The sequence below is a fragment of the Actinomadura geliboluensis genome, assembly GCF_005889745.1.
In the GTDB taxonomy this organism is placed as follows: Bacteria; Actinomycetota; Actinomycetes; order Streptosporangiales; family Streptosporangiaceae; genus Spirillospora; species Spirillospora geliboluensis.
Map to the genome: position 1 here is coordinate 1 of NZ_VCKZ01000155.1, position 18804 is coordinate 18804.

15 protein-coding genes and 1 pseudogene are annotated in these 18804 nt (G+C 72.1%); 2 read left to right on the top strand and 14 right to left on the bottom strand.

Annotation, left to right across the window (positions count from 1 at the left end; all coding sequences use genetic code 11):
- The 5 genes from ETD96_RS21205 to idi form a co-directional block, all read right to left on the bottom strand.
- Nucleotides 1–296: ASCH domain-containing protein (locus ETD96_RS21205; RefSeq protein WP_478209490.1), on the bottom strand; the 296-nt coding region annotated here is incomplete at its 3' end.
- 252 nt (nucleotides 297–548) lie between these two features.
- On the bottom strand, nucleotides 549–1400 hold the full coding sequence (locus ETD96_RS21210) for a carbohydrate ABC transporter permease (protein ID WP_138638215.1): 852 nt from the start codon (nucleotides 1398–1400) through the stop codon (nucleotides 549–551).
- Nucleotides 1397–2362, bottom strand: a complete 966-nt coding sequence (locus ETD96_RS21215) for a carbohydrate ABC transporter permease (RefSeq protein WP_138638216.1) — start codon at nucleotides 2360–2362, stop codon at nucleotides 1397–1399. The genes ETD96_RS21210 and ETD96_RS21215 overlap by 4 nt, the downstream gene beginning before the upstream one ends.
- Nucleotides 2359–3666 carry an ABC transporter substrate-binding protein gene (locus ETD96_RS21220; RefSeq protein WP_138638217.1) on the bottom strand — a complete coding sequence of 436 codons (1308 nt, stop codon included), beginning with the start codon at nucleotides 3664–3666 and terminating at the stop codon, nucleotides 2359–2361. The genes ETD96_RS21215 and ETD96_RS21220 overlap by 4 nt, the downstream gene beginning before the upstream one ends.
- A gap of 141 nt (nucleotides 3667–3807) precedes the next feature.
- Entirely contained in the window at nucleotides 3808–4386 is a 579-nt protein-coding gene (idi, locus tag ETD96_RS21225; RefSeq protein WP_138638218.1) for an isopentenyl-diphosphate Delta-isomerase, read from the bottom strand.
- A 150-nt stretch (nucleotides 4387–4536) separates the two neighbouring features.
- On the opposite strand from idi, the gene dxs reads away from it, so the two are divergent.
- A complete protein-coding gene (dxs, locus tag ETD96_RS21230; protein ID WP_138638219.1) occupies nucleotides 4537–6495 on the top strand; it encodes a 1-deoxy-D-xylulose-5-phosphate synthase in 1959 nt (652 codons plus the stop codon).
- Nucleotides 6496–6505: 10 nt separating this feature from the next.
- Here the strand turns inward: dxs and ETD96_RS21235 are convergent, their stop codons facing one another.
- From ETD96_RS21235 to ETD96_RS21260, 6 genes and pseudogenes are all read right to left on the bottom strand, one after another.
- The gene (locus ETD96_RS21235; protein WP_138638220.1) at nucleotides 6506–6871 is read right to left on the bottom strand and encodes a hypothetical protein; all 366 of its coding nucleotides are present in this window, start codon (nucleotides 6869–6871) and stop codon (nucleotides 6506–6508) included.
- An 83-nt stretch (nucleotides 6872–6954) separates the two neighbouring features.
- Nucleotides 6955–8313 (bottom strand): FAD-dependent oxidoreductase, encoded by a 1359-nt coding sequence (locus ETD96_RS21240; RefSeq protein WP_138638221.1) that lies wholly within the window; start codon nucleotides 8311–8313, stop codon nucleotides 6955–6957.
- Nucleotides 8314–8368: 55 nt separating this feature from the next.
- On the bottom strand, nucleotides 8369–9166 hold the full coding sequence (locus ETD96_RS21245) for an SAM-dependent methyltransferase (protein WP_138638222.1): 798 nt from the start codon (nucleotides 9164–9166) through the stop codon (nucleotides 8369–8371).
- Nucleotides 9167–9238: 72 nt separating this feature from the next.
- A complete protein-coding gene (locus tag ETD96_RS21250) occupies nucleotides 9239–10723 on the bottom strand; it encodes an amino acid permease (RefSeq protein WP_138638223.1) in 1485 nt (494 codons plus the stop codon).
- 218 nt (nucleotides 10724–10941) lie between these two features.
- Nucleotides 10942–13027, bottom strand: a pseudogene (locus tag ETD96_RS21255) (3-hydroxyacyl-CoA dehydrogenase NAD-binding domain-containing protein).
- A complete protein-coding gene (locus ETD96_RS21260) occupies nucleotides 13024–14226 on the bottom strand; it encodes a thiolase family protein (RefSeq protein ID WP_138638224.1) in 1203 nt (400 codons plus the stop codon). Before ETD96_RS21260 ends, ETD96_RS21255 begins: the two are co-directional and overlap by 4 nt.
- Nucleotides 14227–14376: 150 nt before the next feature.
- On the opposite strand from ETD96_RS21260, the gene ETD96_RS21265 reads away from it, so the two are divergent.
- Nucleotides 14377–16065 carry an AMP-binding protein gene (locus tag ETD96_RS21265; protein ID WP_338072581.1) on the top strand — a complete coding sequence of 563 codons (1689 nt, stop codon included), beginning with the start codon at nucleotides 14377–14379 and terminating at the stop codon, nucleotides 16063–16065.
- On the opposite strand, the gene ETD96_RS21270 is transcribed toward ETD96_RS21265, so the two are convergent.
- The 3 genes from ETD96_RS21270 to ETD96_RS21280 are packed head-to-tail and all read right to left on the bottom strand — an operon-like array spanning nucleotide 15992 to nucleotide 18719.
- Entirely contained in the window at nucleotides 15992–17188 is a 1197-nt protein-coding gene (locus ETD96_RS21270) for a sensor histidine kinase (protein WP_240807964.1), read from the bottom strand. The two genes, ETD96_RS21265 and ETD96_RS21270, sit on opposite strands and share 74 nt — an antisense overlap.
- On the bottom strand, nucleotides 17185–17847 hold the full coding sequence (locus ETD96_RS21275; protein ID WP_138638225.1) for a response regulator transcription factor: 663 nt from the start codon (nucleotides 17845–17847) through the stop codon (nucleotides 17185–17187). Before ETD96_RS21275 ends, ETD96_RS21270 begins: the two co-directional genes overlap by 4 nt.
- A gap of 41 nt (nucleotides 17848–17888) precedes the next feature.
- On the bottom strand, nucleotides 17889–18719 hold the full coding sequence (locus tag ETD96_RS21280) for an RNA polymerase sigma factor (RefSeq protein ID WP_138638226.1): 831 nt from the start codon (nucleotides 18717–18719) through the stop codon (nucleotides 17889–17891).
- Between the last annotated feature and the right edge of the window lie 85 nt (nucleotides 18720–18804).

Below are 18804 nucleotides of genomic sequence, written 5' to 3' on the forward strand. Positions count from 1 at the left end.
TGCCAGTGGTGGTGGCCGCGCTCCGCCCAGGGGCCGCAGTCGCAGGCGCCGCCGCGGGCCGCCGCCGAGCAGACGTCGTCGAGGTCGGCGACGGCGATGACGGCGCCGATGGTGGCGAGCGGGTCGCGCGGGTCCCAGCCGGCGGCCTGGACGAGCGGCGAGTCGCACGCCTTCAGGTCGACGCGCATGGAGGCGTGGATGAGGAGCGGGCCGCGGTAGGCGGTCGGCAGGCTCTGGTTCGAGACGGACTTGCCGCCACGCGCGATCGCGAACGCCCAGGGCTGCTGAACACTCATCGCCTGCACGCGGCCACCTCCATCACACTCGCCCGGTCTCCGTCGACCCGGGATCGACGGGGCTCCGGCGGGACGCCGGTATGCCGCGCGACGATGCCCGAGAGGCTAGGCGCATCTCGGCTGAATTGCCAACGGAGCGGTCGAAAGGGTTGATGTCCGTCACGGGACGGCTGCCGGGCCGTTGGGTTCCCATGCGGATCTCCTTCGATCACCCATGTGACGCTTGAGACGGGTGTTGGGTTGACGCGTTCGTCACCCCTTGAGCGCGCCCGCCATGAGGCCCCGCATGAAGAACCGTCCGAGCAGCAGATACACCAGCAGGGTCGGCAGCGACGCCAGCAGCGCCGAGGCCATCTGCTGGTTGTACTGGACGGCGACCGCGCCCGAGCCCGCGGTGTTGTTCAGCATCACCGTGACCGGCCAGCTGTCGGGGGCGCCGAGGAACACCGCGAACAGGAAGTCGTTCCACATCGAGGTGAACTGCCAGATCAGCGTCACCGCGAACGCGGGCGCCGACACCGGGAGCACCACCGACCAGTACGTGCGCAGCATGCCGGCGCCGTCCACGCGGGACGCCTCGATCAGCTCGTCCGGGATCGTGACGTAGTAGTTCCGGAAGATGAGCGTGCAGATCGGGATGCCGTACACGACGTGCGCGAGGACGAGCCCGCGGATCGTGCCCGCCAGCTCCATGTCCGTCAGCAGGCCCGCCAGCGGGATCATGACCGCCTGGTAGGGGATGAACATGCCGAACAGGAACAGCGTGAACACGACGTCCGCGCCCGGGAACCGCCACTTGGACAGCACGTAGCCGTTCAGCGAGCCCAGCACCGCCGAGATCAGCGAACCGGTCACGGCGATCTTGACGCTGTTCTCCAGGCCGGGCCTCAGCGCGTCCCAGGCCGCGCCCCAGCCGGAGGTGCTCCAGTGGCTCGGCAGGCTCCACGCGCTGCTCGGGTCGGCCTCGTCCAGCGGCTTGAAGCTCGTGACCACCAGCACGTAGACCGGGATGAGGAACAGCAGCACGAACGCCAGCAGGACGGCCAGCTTCACCGCCTGCACTGCCCCGGACGAGCGGCGGCCCGGCGCGCCCACGGCGGTCATCGGGTCCGCTCCGAGCGCACCGACCAGACCAGGTACGGGATCACCAGCACCGCGACCGCGACCAGCATGTAGGTGGCGATGGTGGCGCCGTTGGCCGGGTCGTGCCGGTCGAAGATCTCCACGTAGGTGGCGATCGCCGGCACGTAGGTGATGATCTGCTTGCCCGCGATCGCCATGATCAGGTCGAACACCTTCAGCGAGATGTGCCCGAGGATGATCAGCGCGGACAGCGTCACCGGGCGGAGCTGCGGGAACACCACGTACCGGTACACCTTCCACTCGGACGCGCCGTCCACCCGCGCCGCCTCCCGCAGATCCTCCGGGACGCTGCGGAACCCGGCCAGGTACAGCGCCATGACGTACCCGGACATCTGCCAGACGGCGGGGAGGGCCATCGCCGCCATGCCCCAGTCCGGGTCCTGCCACCAGTCGTTCGCCAGGAACCCGAGATGCAGCTTGTCGAACAGCTGGTTGAAGCCGACGGCGCGCTCGGGCGGCGCCGGGTTCATCAGCCACCGCCACACGACGCCGCTCGCGATGAACGACACCGCCATCGGGAACAGGTACACCACGCGGAAGCCCGCCTCCGCGCGGATGCCCTTGTCCATGAGGAACGCCAGGAACGCGCCGAGCAGCAGGGCGCCGACGACGAACACGGCCGTGAACAGCAGCGCGTGCTTCACCGCGCCGGGCCAGCTCGGCTGGTCCCACAGGTCGACGAAGTTCTTTCCCTTGTCGAACCCGTACTCGGACACCTCGTCGTGCTTGCCGCTCAGCGCGACCCGGGTGTTCCAGAACAGCAGCCCGTAGACGAACAGGCCGATCGCGACGATGGACGGCGAGACCAGCAGCAGCCCCGGCAGCCATCGGCGGGCGCGCCTGAGGAACGACGAGCGATGCTCCTCAGACGCGTCCCGGCGACCGGGGTCCGCTGCTTTCAGGCCCTCTTCCGAGGCGGTCACTGTCCGCTGTTCTTGGCCGCGCTCACCAGCCCCTGCTGGAGCTTGGCCACGTCCCGGTTCTGCAGGAACAGGCCGATCGCGGTGTCGATGTCGGTGTGCCACTTGTTGTTGGCGTTCACGCCGTGCCAGAACGAGCCCGCGAGCTTGGTCTGCGGGTTGTTCCACTCCTCGAACGCCGTCTGCAGGTAGCCGGTGTAGAGGCTCTTGTCGGCGTCCTTACGGGCGGGGATGGAGCCCTTCTTCGGGTTGAAGAGGTCCTGCCCCTCCTTGCTGGACACCTCCTTCAGCCACGCCTCCGCGCCCGCGCGGTGCGGCGCGCCCTTGGGCAGGGTGAAGCTGTCCGACAGCCACATGTAGGTGCCCTCGGTGCCCGGCGCCGCCGCGAACTTGAAGTCGGTGTCGAGCTTCTTGCCGAGCCCGTTCGGCGCGGCGCCGACGAAGTACCCGTACGCCCAGTCGCCCATGATGTTGAACGCGGCCTTGTCGTCCACGACGGCCTTCGCGGCGCCCTGCCAGTCGGTGGACGCGGCCTCCAGCGTCGTGTACTTCATGATCTCGCCGAACTCGTTCAGCGCCTTGGCGACCGCCGGGGTGCCCCAGTCCGCGCCCGGCTGCCACAGCGCGTTGTAGGCGTCGGTGCCGAGGCTGCCGAGCAGGACGTTCTCCAGCAGGTGGTCGGCCGTCCACTGCGCGCCAAGCGACAGCGGCACCTTCTTCGTCTTGTCCTTGACGGCCTTCAGCGCGGTGATGAACTCGGGGATCGACGTCGGCGGGCCGGCCACCCCGGCGTCCTTCAGGATGTCGGGGTTGTACCAGAGCACGTTGGACCGGTGGATGTTCACCGGCACCGAGTAGATGTGCCCCTTGTAGGTGATCTGGTCGAGGAGCTGCTTCGGGTACACCGACTTCAGGTTGTTCTGCTGGTAGAAGTCGTCCAGCGGCTCGATCTGCCCGGCCTTGATGTAGTCGAGCAGCTCCGCGCCCGCGTGGCCCTGGAAGGAGTCTGGCGGCTTGCGGTTCTGCAGCCGGCTCGCCAGGACGGCCTTGGCCTGCGTGCCCGACCCGCCGGCGATGGCCGCGTTGACGAACTTGGTACCGGGATTCCTCTTCTCGAAGTCGGCCTGCATGGCCTGCAGCCCGTCGGCCTCGCCTGGACCGGTCCACCAGGAGAAGACCTCGACCTCGGACTTGTCGTTCTTCGATCCGCCGCCGTCGTCGCCGCCGCAGCCCGACATGGCGAGGGCACCGGTCATCGCCACGGCCGCGAACACCGTCCAGCGGCTCCGGAAAGCACGTACTCGCATCGTCCGTCCCTTCGGTTACCCCGGGGAGGCCAGCGTCCGTTCGGACGTCGCACGGGTCAACACGTGGGACGGAAAAGTGATCAAGAGGTGATGCGCGGTGAGAACGGGCGCCGCGGACCGCCCGGCGGGCCGCCGGACGGCCTACCAGGGAAGGGCCGGCGGCAGGTCGGCCGGCCCCGCGTCGGGCCAGTCGAGCGGGGCGCCGAGCGGCGCCAGCTCGGCGAGCTGCAGCCGGTACCAGGGCGAGGACTCGGGGCGCCCGGCGAGGTCGAGGCACTGCTGCCACGTCCACCACTCGGCCGACTCGACCTCGTCGGGGTTGCGCCGCAGCGGCCCGCCCGCCGCGACGACGGCGCGCACGACGGGGCACCGCTCGTGCTCGACGGTCCCGTCCGCGGCGACGGCCCGGTACTGGAACCGCGGCAGCACGGACGTCAGCGCCGCCTCCGGCATGCCGAGCTCGTCGCGCAGCCGCCGCAGCACGGCGTCGCGCAGCTTCTCGCCGGGGCCGGGATGGCCGCAGCAGCTGCCCGTCCAGACACCGGGGAAGGTGCGCTTGTCCAGGGCGCGCTGAGTGATCAGGACACGACCTTCCGTATCCACCACATAGCAGGAGAAAGCCAGATGGTAGGGCGTGTTCTCGTGGTGACTGGAGCTCTTCGGAGCGGTTCCGACGGCTTCGTCATCCGCGTTGAGCAGCACGATCTCTTCGACGGCCATGCTCTACTCCTACCCCATCCCTGCCGCGGGGGTCAGTCTTTTCGCACCCGCCGCGCGGGCGGGGCGCGGCGCGTCGCGGGCGAACCGGGATTAAACTCGGAACGGCCCGAGCGAGGGGAGACCCGATCCCCGACGGAGGAGTTGAAACGAGTGAGCCTGCTGGAGTCGATCACAGGTCCCGACGACCTCAAACGACTGGACGCCGGTCAGCTGCCTCGGCTCGCGGAGGAGATCCGCGAGTTCCTCGTCCAGGCGGTCTCCAAGACCGGCGGGCACCTGGGGCCCAACCTGGGCGCGGTCGAGCTGACGATCGCGCTGCACCGCGTCTTCGACTCGCCGCACGACAAGATCCTCTTCGACACGGGGCACCAGTCCTACGTGCACAAGATGCTCACCGGGCGGCACGACTTCGAGCTGCTGCGCAAGCGCGGCGGCCTGTCCGGCTACCCGAGCCGGGCCGAGTCCGAGCACGACGTCATCGAGAACTCGCACGCCTCCACGGCCCTGTCGTACGCCGACGGGTTCGCCAAGGCGTTCCAGCTGCGCGGCGAGGACGACCGCGCCGTGGTCGCGGTCGTCGGTGACGGCGCGCTGACCGGCGGCATGTGCTGGGAGGCGCTCAACAACATCGCCGCCGGCGTCGACCGCCCGGTCATCATCGTCGTCAACGACAACGGCCGGTCCTACTCGCCGACCATCGGCGGCCTCGCGTCCCACCTCGCCGACCTGCGCGTCACCCAGGGCTACGAGAACGCCCTCGACCTCATCAAGAAGACGGTGCCGCGCGCGCCCGTCGTCGGCACCGTCGCCTACGAGGCGCTGCACGGCATCAAGAAGGGCCTCAAGGACGTCCTGCAGCCGCAGGCCATGTTCGAGGACCTCGGCATGAAGTACGTCGGCCCGATCGACGGCCACGACGAGGACGCCGTCGAGCGCGCCCTGCGCCGCGCCCGCGGGTTCGGCCGCCCGGTCATCGTGCACTGCATCACCACCAAGGGCCGCGGCTACGCACCCGCCGAGAACGACACCGAGGACTGCATGCACGGCGGCGGCGCGTTCGACCCCGCCACCGGCAAGTTCGTCACCAAGAAGAGCGGCCCCGCCTGGACGAAGATCTTCGGCGAGGAGATGGTCGCGATCGGCCGGGAGCGCCGCGACGTCGTCGGCGTCACCGCCGCGATGCTCCACCCGACCGGGCTCGCGCCGTTCGCCGAGGCGTTCCCCGACCGCGTCTTCGACGTCGGCATCGCCGAGCAGCACGCCGTCACCTCCGCCACCGGTCTCGCCATGGGCGGTCTCCACCCGGTCGTGGCGGTGTACGCGACGTTCCTGAACCGCGCGTTCGACCAGGTCCTGATGGACGCGGCGCTGCACAAGCAGCCGGTCACGTTCGCGTTGGACCGCTCCGGTGTGACCGGCGACGACGGCGCCAGCCACAACGGCATGTGGGACATGTCGATCCTGCAGATCGTGCCGGGCCTGCGCGTCGCCGTCCCGCGCGACGGGGCGCGGCTGCGCGAGCTGCTGCGCGAGTGCGTCGCCGTGTCCGACGGGCCGACCGCGATCCGCTACCCCAAGGGCCCGGCGGCGGCCGACATCGAGGCGATCGGCACGGCCGGCGGGATGGACGTGCTGGCCCGCCACGACGGCTCCAACGGCACCCGCGTCCTGCTGGTCGCGGCGGGCTCGATGGCGACGCCCGCGGTGGAGGCCGCCGCGCTGATCGCCGCGCAGGGCATCGGCGTCACCGTGGTCGACCCGCGCTGGGTGAAGCCGCTCGACCCGGCGCTGCTCGACCTCGCCCGCGACCACGCGCTCGTCGCCGTCGCCGAGGACAACGGCCGCACCGGCGCCGTCGGCGACGCCGTCGCCCGGCTGCTGCGCGACGCCGAGGCCGACGTCCCGATCCGCACGTTCGGCATCCCGCAGGAGTTCCTCGACCACGCCTCGCGCGGCGAGATCCTCGCCGACATCGGCCTGACGCCGCAGGCGCTCGCCCGCGACATCACCGAGTCGGTGGCCCGCATCACCTCCACGGAGGCCGAGACCGCCGAGGCGTCGGAGGCGTCCGGGGCGTCCGCGTCCGAGGGGTCGAAGGAGAAGCCCTGACCGGCGGGCGCTAGACCCCGTCGGCCGACAGCAGCTGCCAGAAGTGGGTGATGGACGCGGCGGACGTGCCGAGTTCGCGTCCCGAGTACGTCCATCGCCCGCGCAGCCGCCACGGGCGCCCGGCCCCGTCCTGGACGAACACCTGCAGCGGGAAGCAGGCGTCGTGCGCGCGGATCACGCCGGCGGGGTCGACCGAGGGCGCGAGCCGGGGCTCGCCCTCGCAGCGCACGCCCATGACGGACGTGCGCGGGTCCTGGCGCAGGAGTCCCTGTGTCAGGTCGTACACGAGTACGGACACGTAGTCGGGGCCCAGCCACCTGAGGTCGGGGACCGTCTCGGGTGGGGGGAACCCGTACAGTTCTGGACCGCCGGTCACACGCCGCACCGTAGCGCCCGGGTCACATGCCCGTCACTACTTTCCCGGCGGGAATTCGCGGCGCGGCCGGATGCGGCGGGCGGTCAGTCGCCGCCGCGGCACGCCGACGTCATCGCCTCCCAGCGGGCCAGCTTGACCCGTTCGCCGCGGTCGAGGCTGCGCGCGAGCGCGATCTCGGCGGCGTCGAGCTTCAGCCAGTCGGCGTAGGTGACGACGGGCAGCCCCCGCGACTCCAGTAGCTCCTCGATGGTGTGCTTGCGCTCCGGCTCGGTGCCGGCGAGGTCGGCGAGCAGGTTGCGGACGGTCTCGGCGGCGTCGGACTTGTTGGTGCCGACGACCCCGGACGGCCCGCGCTTGATCCAGCCGGCGACGTACTCGCGGGGGACCGGCGCGCCGTCCGGGCCGAGGATCCGGCCGCCGTCGTTCGGGACGACGTGGGAGCGCTCGTCGAACGGGACGCCGGTGAGCGGGACGCTCTGGTAGCCGACCGACCGCAGCACCAGGCCGACCGGCAGCGTCTCGTACTCGCCGGTGCCGGTGACGCGGCCCGACTCGTCCAGCCGGGTCCGCTCCAGCTTCAGGCCCTCGACGCGGCCGGTGCCGATGATCTCGGCGGGCGCGCGCCAGAACCGGACGTCGATGTGGCGGGCGCGGCCGGGGGCGGGCTCGCCCGTCCAGCCGTTGAGGACCTTGACGTTGCCGCCGGTCTTGCGGTCGCTCGCGGCCAGCTCGGCGCTCGCCGGGTCGAGCTCCATGTCCTCGGGGCGGACGTGGATGCTCGCGTGCGGCAGCTCGCCCAGCTCGCGGGCCTCCTTGGTGGTGAACTTCGCCTGCGCGGGCCCGCGCCGCCCGATCATGTGGATCCTCTTGACCCGGCTGCGCGACAGCGCCTCGATGACCTGCTCGGGGACGTCGGTGTCGCGCAGCTCCTCGGCGGTCTTGGCGAGGATGCGGACGACGTCGACGGCGACGTTGCCGACGCCGACCACCGCGACCTCCTCCACCGACAGGTCGAACTCGTGGTCGGCGGCGTCGGGGTGCCCGCAGTACCAGTTGACGAAGTCGGTGGCGGCGATGCTGCCGGGCAGGTCCTCGCCGGGGATCCGCATGTGCCGGTCGACCATGGCGCCGGTCGCGTAGACGACGGCGTCGTAGCAGCCGAGCAGGTCGGCGCGGGTGATGTCGCGGCCCAGCTCGACGCAGCCGAAGAACCGGACGGCCGGGTTCTCCAGGACCCGCTGCAGGTACTTGGCGATCGACTTGATCGACGTGTGGTCGGGCGCGACGCCGTAGCGGACCAGGCCGTACGGGGTCGGCAGCCGGTCGAACACGTCCACCCGGACGTCCCCGTCGGCCTGCTTGACGAGGGCCTCGGCGGCGTAGATCCCCGCCGGGCCGGATCCGATCACCGCGACGAGCACTGGAGAAGCCATGGCCGTCATTGTGCCTACCCGGCGGGCGAAATGACACCGTGACCCCCGTCACGGGCCCGGCGCGTCACGGTTTGCGCGCGACCCCCGCCCACATGGGCACTTCGCGCGGTTCGCCGGTGCCGTCCCCGTCCGGCCGCCATTGCGGCGGTGAGACGAGCCCCGGCTCGACGAGGTCGAGGCCGTCGATCAGCGCCAGGACCTCGTCGCGGTCGCGGGGGCGCGCCTTCTGGACGGCGTTCTCGTTCCACATCCGGAACGCCTCCCGCACCCGCGGGCCGCCGAGTTCGGCGGTGGCGTGGGTGAAGGCCAGCCAGCTCCCGGACGGGACGGCGTCGAGCAGCCGCCACAGGATCGCGCGGGCGTCGCCGGCGTCGGTGACGAAGTGCATGAGGCTCATCAGCGTGATGGCGACCGGGCGGCCGAGGTCGAGGGTGGCGGCCGCGTCGGCGAGGATCCGGCCGGGCTCGCGGAGGTCGGCGTCCAGGTAGGCGGTGGCGCCGTTCGGGCCGGAGCTCAGCAGCGCGCGGGCGTGCGCGAGGACGACCGGGTCGTTGTCGGCGTAGACGACGCGGGCGCCGGGCAGCACCGCCTGCGCGACCTGGTGGACGTTCGGCTCCGTCGGCAGCCCGGTGCCGATGTCGAGGAACTGGTCGACGCCCTGCTCGGCGAGGAAGGTCACCGAGCGCCGCATGAACGTGCGGTCGGCGCGGACCATCGCGACGACGTGCGGGTTCGCGGCGGCGATCTGATCGCCGAGCTCGCGGTCGACCTCGTAGTTGTCCTTGCCGCCGAGCCAGTGGTCCCAGACCCGGGCCGAGTGCGGCCGGGTGGAGTCGATCCGGTCCGAGAGCTCGCCTGCCATGTGCCGTCACCGTCCGTGCGGGGGTCGCGGGTCGCCGGTCCCCAAGATCGTAGGGCGGAACGCGGCGGCTTCTCAGGACTTGGCGGAGATTTCCTCCGCGCGGCCGACCCGGCTGTGCCGGTACCCGTAGAGCCCGTAGAGGACGACGCCGATCACCATCCAGGCGAGGAACCGCAGCCACGTGTCCACCGGCAGGTTGATCATCACGAACAGGCAGCCGAGCACCGACAGGATCGGGACGAGCGGGACCCACGGCGTGCGGAAGGCGCGGGGCAGGTCGGGGCGGGTGCGGCGCAGCACCACCACGGCGACCGAGACGATGAGGAACGCGAACAGGGTGCCGATGTTGACCAGCTCGGCGAGCTTGGCGAGCGGGATGAACCCGGCGAGCACCGCGACGACGGCCCCCATCATGATCGTCGAGCGGTAGGGGGTGCCGAACCGCGGGTGGACGGCGGAGAGCCACGGCGGCGTGAGGCCGTCCCGTCCCATCGCGAAGAAGATGCGGCTCTGCCCGAGCAGCAGGATCAGCACGACGCTGGTGAGGCCGATGACGGCGCCGACGTCGATGATGGTGGCGAACACCGGGTGCCCGACGGACTTGAACGCGTCGGCGAGCGGCGCGGCGGTGCTCAGCTCGCTGTAGTGCTGCATGCCGGCGACGACGATCGACACGGCGGCGTACAGGACCGCGGTGATGACGAGGGACCCGATGAGCCCGATGGGGACGTCCCGCTGCGGGTGGCGGGCCTCCTCGGCGGCGGTGGCGACGATGTCGAAGCCGATGTAGGCGAAGAAGACGATCGCGATGGCGGCGAAGATGCCGAGCCAGCCGAAGCTGCTCGGCGTGAAGCCGAACAGCACCTGCATCAGCGGCGCGGTGAGGCCGCTCCCCTCCGGCGTCGGCTTGGACGGGGGGATGAAGGGCTCGTAGTTGGAGCGCTTGACGAAGAACAGCCCGGCGAAGATGACCAGCAGCACGATCGACACCTTGACCGCGACGACCACCGCGTTCACCCGCGAGGAGATCTTGATGCCGGCGACGAGCAGCACGGTCACCACGGCCACGAGGGCGATGGCGGGGACGTTCACCGTGCCGCCCTCGCCCGGCGGGGCGGCGAGCGACGCGGGGATCGTGACGCCCATGTCGTCCAGCAGCGAGGCGAAGTAGCCGGACCAGCCGACCGACACCACCGCCGCGCCGAGCGCCATCTCCAGGATGAGGTCCCAGCCGATGATCCAGGCGGGGAACTCCCCGATGGTGGCGTAGGAGAAGGTGTAGGCGGAGCCCGCGACCGGGACGGTGGAGGCGAACTCGGCGTAGCAGAGCGCCGCGAGCCCGCACACGACCGCGGCGAGGATGAACGACAGCGCGACCGCCGGGCCGGCCTTGTCCCGGGCGACCTGCCCGGTCAGCACGAAGATGCCGGTCCCGATGATCACGCCGACGCCGAAGACGGTGAGGTCGAGCGCCGACAGGGCCCGCCGGAGCCGGTGCGCGGGCTCCTCGGTGTCCCGGATCGACTGCTCGACCGACTTCGTGCGCAGCAGGTTCATCCTCGGCACCCTCCGCCTCGCCTCGTGCTCGTCGCGGCCGCGCCGTCCGGCACGGGCGTCCGGTGCGGCCGTTGGCCGTATGCCCATATGTGCGCGGGTTATGATCAGCCGAAACGCGAGCACGCCCGTGACGTGCGGAAATGCCGGAAAAGAGGCGTTCCGAACGCGGCTCGGAACGCCTCTTCCCTCGGGTGCGGCGGGTGCGGGCCGCGGCCGGGTCAGGCGGGCAGCGAGGCGACCCCCGGCTCCAGGAACCGGCGGCCGGTCACCCGCTCGGCGACGCCCGACCGGTCCAGGTACGGGGTGATGCCGCCGAGGTGGAACGGCCAGCCGGCGCCGAGGATCATGCACAGGTCGATGTCCTGCGGGGCCGCGACGACGCCCTCGTCCAGCATGACGCGGATCTCGTCGGCGAGCGCGGCCAGCGCCCGGTCGAGCACCTGCTCCTCGGTGGACGGGCTCGTCCCGCCCGCGAAGATCTCCACGACCTCGGGGTCGAGGGAGAAGTCCGGCCGGTACACGCCGGACTTGCCGGCCGCGACCATCGCCGCGAGGTTGCCCGACAGCGGGAACCGGTCCGGGAACGCGCCGTGCAGGGTCTCGTTGACGTGCAGCGCGATCGCCGGGCCGACCAGCCCCATCAGCACGAACGGCGGCATCGGCAGCCCGAGCGGCGCCGCGGCGCGCTCGGCGACCTCGATCGGCGTGCCCTCGTCCACCGCCTTGACGATCTCGGCGAGCAGCCGCAGCAGGACGCGGTTGACCACGAACGCCGGGGCGTCCTGGACCAGCACGCACGACTTCTTCAGCGCCTTGCCGGTGGCGAACGCGGTGGCGAGCGCGGCGTCGCCGGTCCGCTCGCCCCGGACGATCTCCAGCAGCGGCAGCACCGCGACCGGGTTGAAGAAGTGGAAGCCGACGACCCGCTCGGGGTGCGCCAGCCCGGACGCCATCTCGGTGACCGACAGCGAGGAGGTGTTGGTCGCGAGGACGCACTCGGGGGAGACGTACTCCTCGACCTCGGCGAACACCTTCTGCTTGACCGACATCTCCTCGAACACGGCCTCGATGACGAAGTCGGCGTCGGCGAACGCGTCCTTGGTCAGCGAGCCGGTGATGAGCGCCTTGAGGCGGTTCGCCTTGTCGGGGGTGACGCGGCCCTTGCCGAGCAGCTTGTCGATCTCGCCGTGCGCGTAGCCGACGCCCTTGTCCACGCGCTCCTGGTCGAGGTCGGTCAGCACGACCGGCACCTCCAGGCGGCGCGCGAACAGCAGCGCGAGCTGCGAGGCCATCAGGCCCGCGCCGACGACGCCGACCTTGGTGACCGGGCGGGCGAGGGCCTTGTCCGGCGCCCCGGCGGGCCTCTTCGCGCGCTTCTGGGTGAGGTCGAACGCGTACAGGCCGGCGCGCAGCTCGTCGCTCATGTTGAGGTCGGCCAGCGCCTCGTCCTCGGCGGCGAAGCCCTCGTCGCGGGTGCGGTCCTTGGCGGCGGCGACGGCCGAGGGCACACGTGTAGGACGGGGCGGCGCCGTGCAGCTTGCCGTCCACGTTCCAGCGGGCCATCGCGACCGCGTCGTCCCACGCCTTGCCCTTGTCGACTTCGGGCCGGGTGACGGTGACGTCGCCGTTGAGGACGCGGGCCGTCCAGGCGAGCGACTCCTCCAGGAAGTCGGCCGAGTCGAAGAGGGCGTCCGCGATGCCCAGCTCGTACGCCTGGGCGCCCTTCAGCGTCCGGTTCTGCGCGAGCGGGTTCTCGATGACGACCTTGAGCGCCTTCTCCGCGCCGATCAGGTTCGGCAGCAGGTACGTGCCGCCCCAGCCGGGCACCAGGCCGAGGAACGCCTCGGGCAGCGCGAACGCCGGGACGCCGGCGGAGATCGTCCGGTACGTGCAGTGCAGGCCGATCTCGACGCCGCCGCCCATCGCCGCGCCGTTGTAGTAGGCGAACGACGGGACGTCCAGCTCGCCCAGCCGCCGGAACACGTCGTGGCCGAGCCTGCCGATGGACCGGGCGTCCTCCCGGTTCGCGATGAGCGGGACGCCCTTCAGGTCGGCGCCGACCGCGAAGATGAACGGCTTGCCGGTGACGCCGACGGCCGCGATGTCGTCGCGCCCGGCGATCTCGTCGATGGCGGCGTTCAGCTCGGCGAGGCCGTTGGGGCCGAACGTGTTGGGCTTGGTGTGGTCGAAGCCGTTGTCCAGTGTGATGAGCGCGAGCGTGCCCGCCGCGTAGGGCAGCGTCACGTCCCGTACGTGCGCGTGCGTCACGACTTCGTCGCTGAAGACTTCCCCAAGAGTGCTCACTTGCTGTCCCCCCAGTTGACGTTCTCCCAGAGGACGGTTCCGCCCATGCCCATGCCCACACACATCGTGGTCAGTCCGTAACGCACGTCCGTACGCTCCTCGAACAGGCGCGCGAGCTGGTTCATCAGCCGGACGCCGGACGAGGCGAGCGGGTGGCCGAGCGCGATCGCGCCGCCCCACGGGTTCACCCTCGGGTCGTCGTCGGCGATCTTGAAGTGCTCCAGGAACGCCAGCACCTGCACGGCGAACGCCTCGTTGATCTCGATGAGGCCGATGTCGTCCATGGTCAGCGCGTTGCGGGCGAGGAGCTTCTCGGTCGCGGGGACTGGCCCGACGCCCATCACCTCCGGCTCCACGCCGGCGAACGAGAAGTCGACCAGGCGCATCTTCGGCGTGAGGCCGAGCTCGCGGGCGACGTCCTCGGCGGCGAGCAGGCACGCGGTGGCGCCGTCGTTCAGCCCGGCGGCGTTCCCGGCCGTGACGTTGCCGTGCACCCGGAACGGGGTCTTGAGCTGGGCGAGGTCGTCCAGCGTGGTGCCGGGACGCGGCGGCTCGTCCTCGGTGGCGAGCCCCCACCCCTTCTCGGCGGAGCGGACCGCGGTCGGCACGAGGTCCGGCTGGATCTTCCCGGCCGCGTAGGCGGCGGCGACCTTCTGCTGGCTGCGCATGGCGTAGGCGTCCGCGCGCGCCTTGGTGATCCCGGGGAACCGGTCGTGCAGGTTCTCCGCCGTCGAGCCCATGACCAGGGCGGACGGGTCGACGAGCTTCTCGGCGAGGAACCGCGGGTTCGGGTCGACGCCCTCGCCCATCGGGTGCCGTCCCATGTGCTCGACGCCGCCCGCGATGGCGACGTCGTACGAGCCGAACGCGATCCCGGCGCCGGTCGTGGTCACGGCCGTCATCGCGCCCGCGCACATCCGGTCGATCGCGTAGCCGGGGACGCTCTTCGGCAGCCCGGCCAGCACGGCGGCGGACCGCCCGATGGTGAGGCCCTGGTCGCCGGTCTGGGTGGTGGCGGCGACGGCGACCTCGTCCACCCGCTCGGGCGGCAGGGACGGGTTGCGGCGCAGCAGCTCGCGGATCGCGCGGACGACCATGTCGTCGGCGCGGGTCTGCGCGTACAGGCCCTTGGGGCCCGCCTTGCCGAACGGTGTGCGTACGCCGTCGACGAACACGACGTCGCGTGCGGTGCGAGGCACGGGTCGTCCTCCCTGCGATGGGTCCGGTGTGCTCCTCACCGCAATGCTACTCGTCAGTAACCACTGACGTCCGGATCGCCTCGCACCTGTGCCTTGTCCGGCATGTGAACCGGTGGATAGCGTGGCGTGAAATCGCCGGAGGAGGCCGCGGTGACGCATGCGAGGCCCGCGTACCGGCCGGGGATGCGCCGGCGGATCGGGCACATCCGCGATCTCGCCGCCCTCCTGCTGAAGACCGGGCTCCTGTTCTCCGGCGGCCCCCGCCGGATCGGCCGGCAGCTGCGCGCCGTCCGGCACTGGGGCACCACCCTCGCCGGGCTGGTCGCCTCGTCCGCCGCCCGCTCCCCGTCCCGCCTCGCGCTGATCGACGACGACGGCGCCGTCACCTTCGCCGAGCTCGACGAGCGCGCCGCGCGGCTCGCCGCCGGGCTCCCGCTGAGCGGCCCCCGCCCGCGCGTCGGGGTGCTCTGCCGCAACCATCGCGGGATGGTCGAGACGCTCGTCGCCTGCTCCCGGCGCGGCGCCGAGGTCGTGCTGCTCAACACCGGGTTCGGCGCCGGCCAGATCCGCGCCGTGCTCGGCGAGCTGCGCCCCGCCCTCATCGTCGCCGACACCGAGTTCGCGCCGCTGCTCGCCGACGTGCCCATCGCGCTGCGCCGGACGGTCCTGTGGACCGACCGCGAGCCCGGCCTGGACGGGATCGTCCGGTCCGTCCCGGCGGGCGAGACCGCCGCCGCGGCGCCGCCGCAGATCCAGAGCCGCACCATCATGCTCAGCTCCGGCACCACCGGACGCCCCAAAGGTGCCCGCCGCCCGCCCCGGCCGGGCCTGTGGCCGCTCGCCTCCATGACGTCCCGGATCCCGCTGCGCGCCCGGCAGACGATGATCGTCGAGGCGCCGCTGTTCCACACCTGGGGCTACGCCGCGCTGCAGATGGCCTGGGCGCTGCGGGCGCCGGTCGTGCTGCACCGCCGCTTCGACCCCGAGCAGACGCTGCGCGCCATCACCGCGCACGGCGACGCCACCGTGTTCGCCGTCCCCGTCATGTGCCAGCGCATCCTGGAGCTCGCCCCGGAGGTCCGCGCCCGGTACGACACGTCCTCGCTGCGGATCTTCGCGCTGAGCGGCGCCGCGCTGTCCGGCGACCTCGCCACCCGGTTCATGGACGCCTTCGGCGACCGGCTCTACAACGTCTACGGGTCCACCGAGGTGTCCTGGGTCTCCATCGCCACCCCGCGCGACCTGCGGCTCGACCCGCGCACCGCCGGGCGGCCGCCGCGCAACACCGCGCTCGCCATCCTCGGCGACGACGGCCGCCGGCTCGGCCGCTCCACCCGCGGCCAGATCTTCGCCGCCAACGAGCTGCTGTTCGAGGGGTACACCGGCGGCGAGCCGATGGAGGTCCGCGACGGCCTCCTCGCCACCGGCGACCTCGGCCACATCGACCACCGCGGGCTGCTGTTCGTGGACGGCCGCGGCGACGGGACGGTGGTGTCCGGCGGCGAGAACATCGTCCCCCACGACGTGGAGGAGGCGCTGCTCCGGCTCCCCGAGGTCCAGGAGGCCGCGGTGACCGGCGTCCCCGACGAGGCGTGGGGGCAGCGGCTCGCCGCCTACATCGTGCTCCGCCCCGGCGCCACGCTCGACGCCGCCGCCGTCCGCGACTACGTGCACGCCCAGGTCGCCCGGTACGCGGTGCCCCGCGACGTGCACTTCATCCCCGAGCTGCCGCGCAACGCCACCGGCAAGGTCGTGCACCGCTGGCTCAGCGCCCGGCCGGGGCGGCCGCTTCCGGAGGGGCATGTGGAATGGCCGCGGCCGCGGGCAGCCGGACGGTGACCGACAGCCCGCCGTCCGGGCGCGGCTCGGCCTCCACCGCGCCGCCGTGCGCGCGCACCACCGCCCGCACGATCGACAGGCCGAGGCCCGCGCCGTCCCGCGACCCCGTCCGGTCGGCGCGCAGCCGCCGGAACGGCTCGAAGATCGCCGCCACCTCGTAGGCCGGGACGGCCGGCCCCGTGTTCACGACCTGCAAGAACGCCGCGCCGCCCCGGGCGCCCGTGCGGACCCACACCCGGCCGTCCGGCACGTTGTACTTCACCGCGTTCTCCAGCAGGTTCACCGCGCACCGCTCCAGCAGGACCGGATCACCCGACACGGCCGCCGGGGCGAGCCTCGCCTCCACGTCCACCGCCGGGTCGCCGAGCTGGTCGAGCGCGCTGCGGACCACGTCCGGCAGCGGGCACTCCGTCCGGACGGCCGGCTCCCGCTCGGACTTGGCGAGCAGCAGCAGCCCCTCGATGAGCCGCTCGTGGCGGGCGGTGTTGCCGAGCAGCACCTCCGCGAGCGCCTTCGTCTCCGGCGGGTTCCTCCTGCTCGCCATCGCGACCTCCAGCACCGTCCGGTTGATCGTCAGCGGCGTCCGCAGCTCGTGCGAGGCGTTCGCGACGAACCGGCGCTGCGCGTCGAACGCGCGGTTCAGCCGGTCCAGCATCCGGTCGAAGGTGTCGGCCAGGTCCTTGATCTCGTCCTGCGGGCCGTCCAGCGCGATCCGCTCGTGCATGGTGCTCTCCGACAGCCGCCGCGCCGTCGCCGTCACCCGGTGCAGCGGGCGCAGCATCCGCCCGGCCACCACGTACCCGATCACCACCCCGAGGACGCCGAGCACCAGCATCGTGACCAGCGAACTCTGCAGCAGCTGCTCCAGTACGTCCCGCTTCTGCTGCGCCAGCTGCCGGTCGGCATCCGCCTTCAGCCCCGCCAGCTGACTGAGATCGCCGTCCAGCGCCACGGACCGCAGCCGCACGACCGTGTCCGCGTCCAGGTCGCCGCGCCCGGAGAACCGGTCGTCCATCGTCCGGACGGTCAGCAGGTAGGTCACCGCGACCAGCACCGCCGACGTCACCAGGAACAGCGACCCGTACACCAGCGTCAGCCGCGTCCGGACGCTCAGCCGCTTCACCGCGCCTCCAGCCGGTACCCGGCGCCGGTCACCGTCTCGATCACCGGCGGCTGCCCGAGCTTGCGGCGCAGCGTCGCCATCGTGACCCGGACGATGTTGCTGAACGGGTCGATGTTCTCGTCCCACGCCCGCTCGAGCAGCCGCTCGGCGCTCACCACCCCGCCCTCGGCGCGCATCAGCTCCTCCAGCACGGCGAACTCCTTCCTCGTCAGCCGCAGCTCCCGGCCGTCCCGCGCCACCCTGCGCCGGTGCGGGTCGAGCCGGATGCCCCGCCGCTCCAGCACCGGCGGCACCGGCGGCCCCGACCTGCGCGCCAGCGCCCGCACCCGCGCGACCAGCTCGCTGAACACGAACGGCTTCGGCAGGTAGTCGTCCGCGCCGAGCGTCAGCCCGTCCACCCGGTCGCCGACGTCGCCCGCCGCCGTCAGCATCAGGATCCGCCCCCGGCTCCGCCGCTCCACCAGCTCCCGGCACACGTCGTCGCCGTGCACCGTCGGCAGGTCCCGGTCGAGGACCACCACGTCGTACTCGGTGTAGGACGCGAGCTCCAGCGCGTCGTCGCCGTCGTACACGACGTCGACGGCCATGGCCTCCTCGCGCAGCCCCTCGGCGATGGCGTCCGCGAGCACCCGCTCGTCCTCGACGATCAGAACACGCATCCCCCGAGCATCCCGCCCGGGGGGTTAAACCCCGATAAGCCTCAGCGCCGCCAGCACGTGTACGTCACGGTGGCCGTGCCGCCCGGCGCGAAGGAGACCGTCCCGCTGCCGCGCCCGCCGATATAGCACAGCACCGTCGGCCGCACGGTCACCGCCACCGACGCGGACCGGCCCGCCCTGAGCGTCCCGGCGCCGCCCGCGCTGACCCGCCCGGCCGTGTCCCGCACCGACGCAACCGACCACCGAACCGTGCCGCCCACCGCCGTCAGCCGGATGTAGCAGCGCGCCGGCACCCCCGCCGCCCGCACACCGCGGCACCCTGAGTCGTCCACCGCCAACCGCCCCGGCCCGCTCGGCACCTTGCGCGTCCGCTTCGGCTCGGCGGCCTTCTTCGTGGGCTTCGGCTCGTCCTTCTCATTAACCTCGTCCCCGGACGCCGGCGTCGGCGCCGCCGAAGGCGTCGGGGACTCGGGCGTGGTCATGGCCACCGGCGGTGCCGCAGAGGGCTTCGCCTCCGGTCCCGTGGCTTCGAAAAGCGCTAGCATCCCACCGGTCAGCGCAACAGCAGCGGCAGCGCCCCCGATCACCACGAGCCCCCGCTTCCGCCTCGGCGCGCTCCGGCACCGGTCGCGCACCGCTTCGTACAGCCAGTCCCGAAAGGTCCCCGCGTCCGGCACATCGGTACCTCGCAGCCCGACCAGCGCCTCCCGGACGGCCTCCACGGCCCGCTCATGGTCGCCGAGCAGCCCCTCCGCATACGTGACCAGCTCGGGCCCGTACACGTTGTAGACATGCCCGACCGCCCCCGGCCGCTGCGCCTGCAGCGCCTCGACAAGCCGGAAGTCCTCATTCAACGGCGGCGCACTGGACACGCCGGGATTATGACCGACCGACCACGATCCGTAGTGTGCACCAACCCCAAACTCCACCCCCCGCCTTTATCACCCACCCACGAAT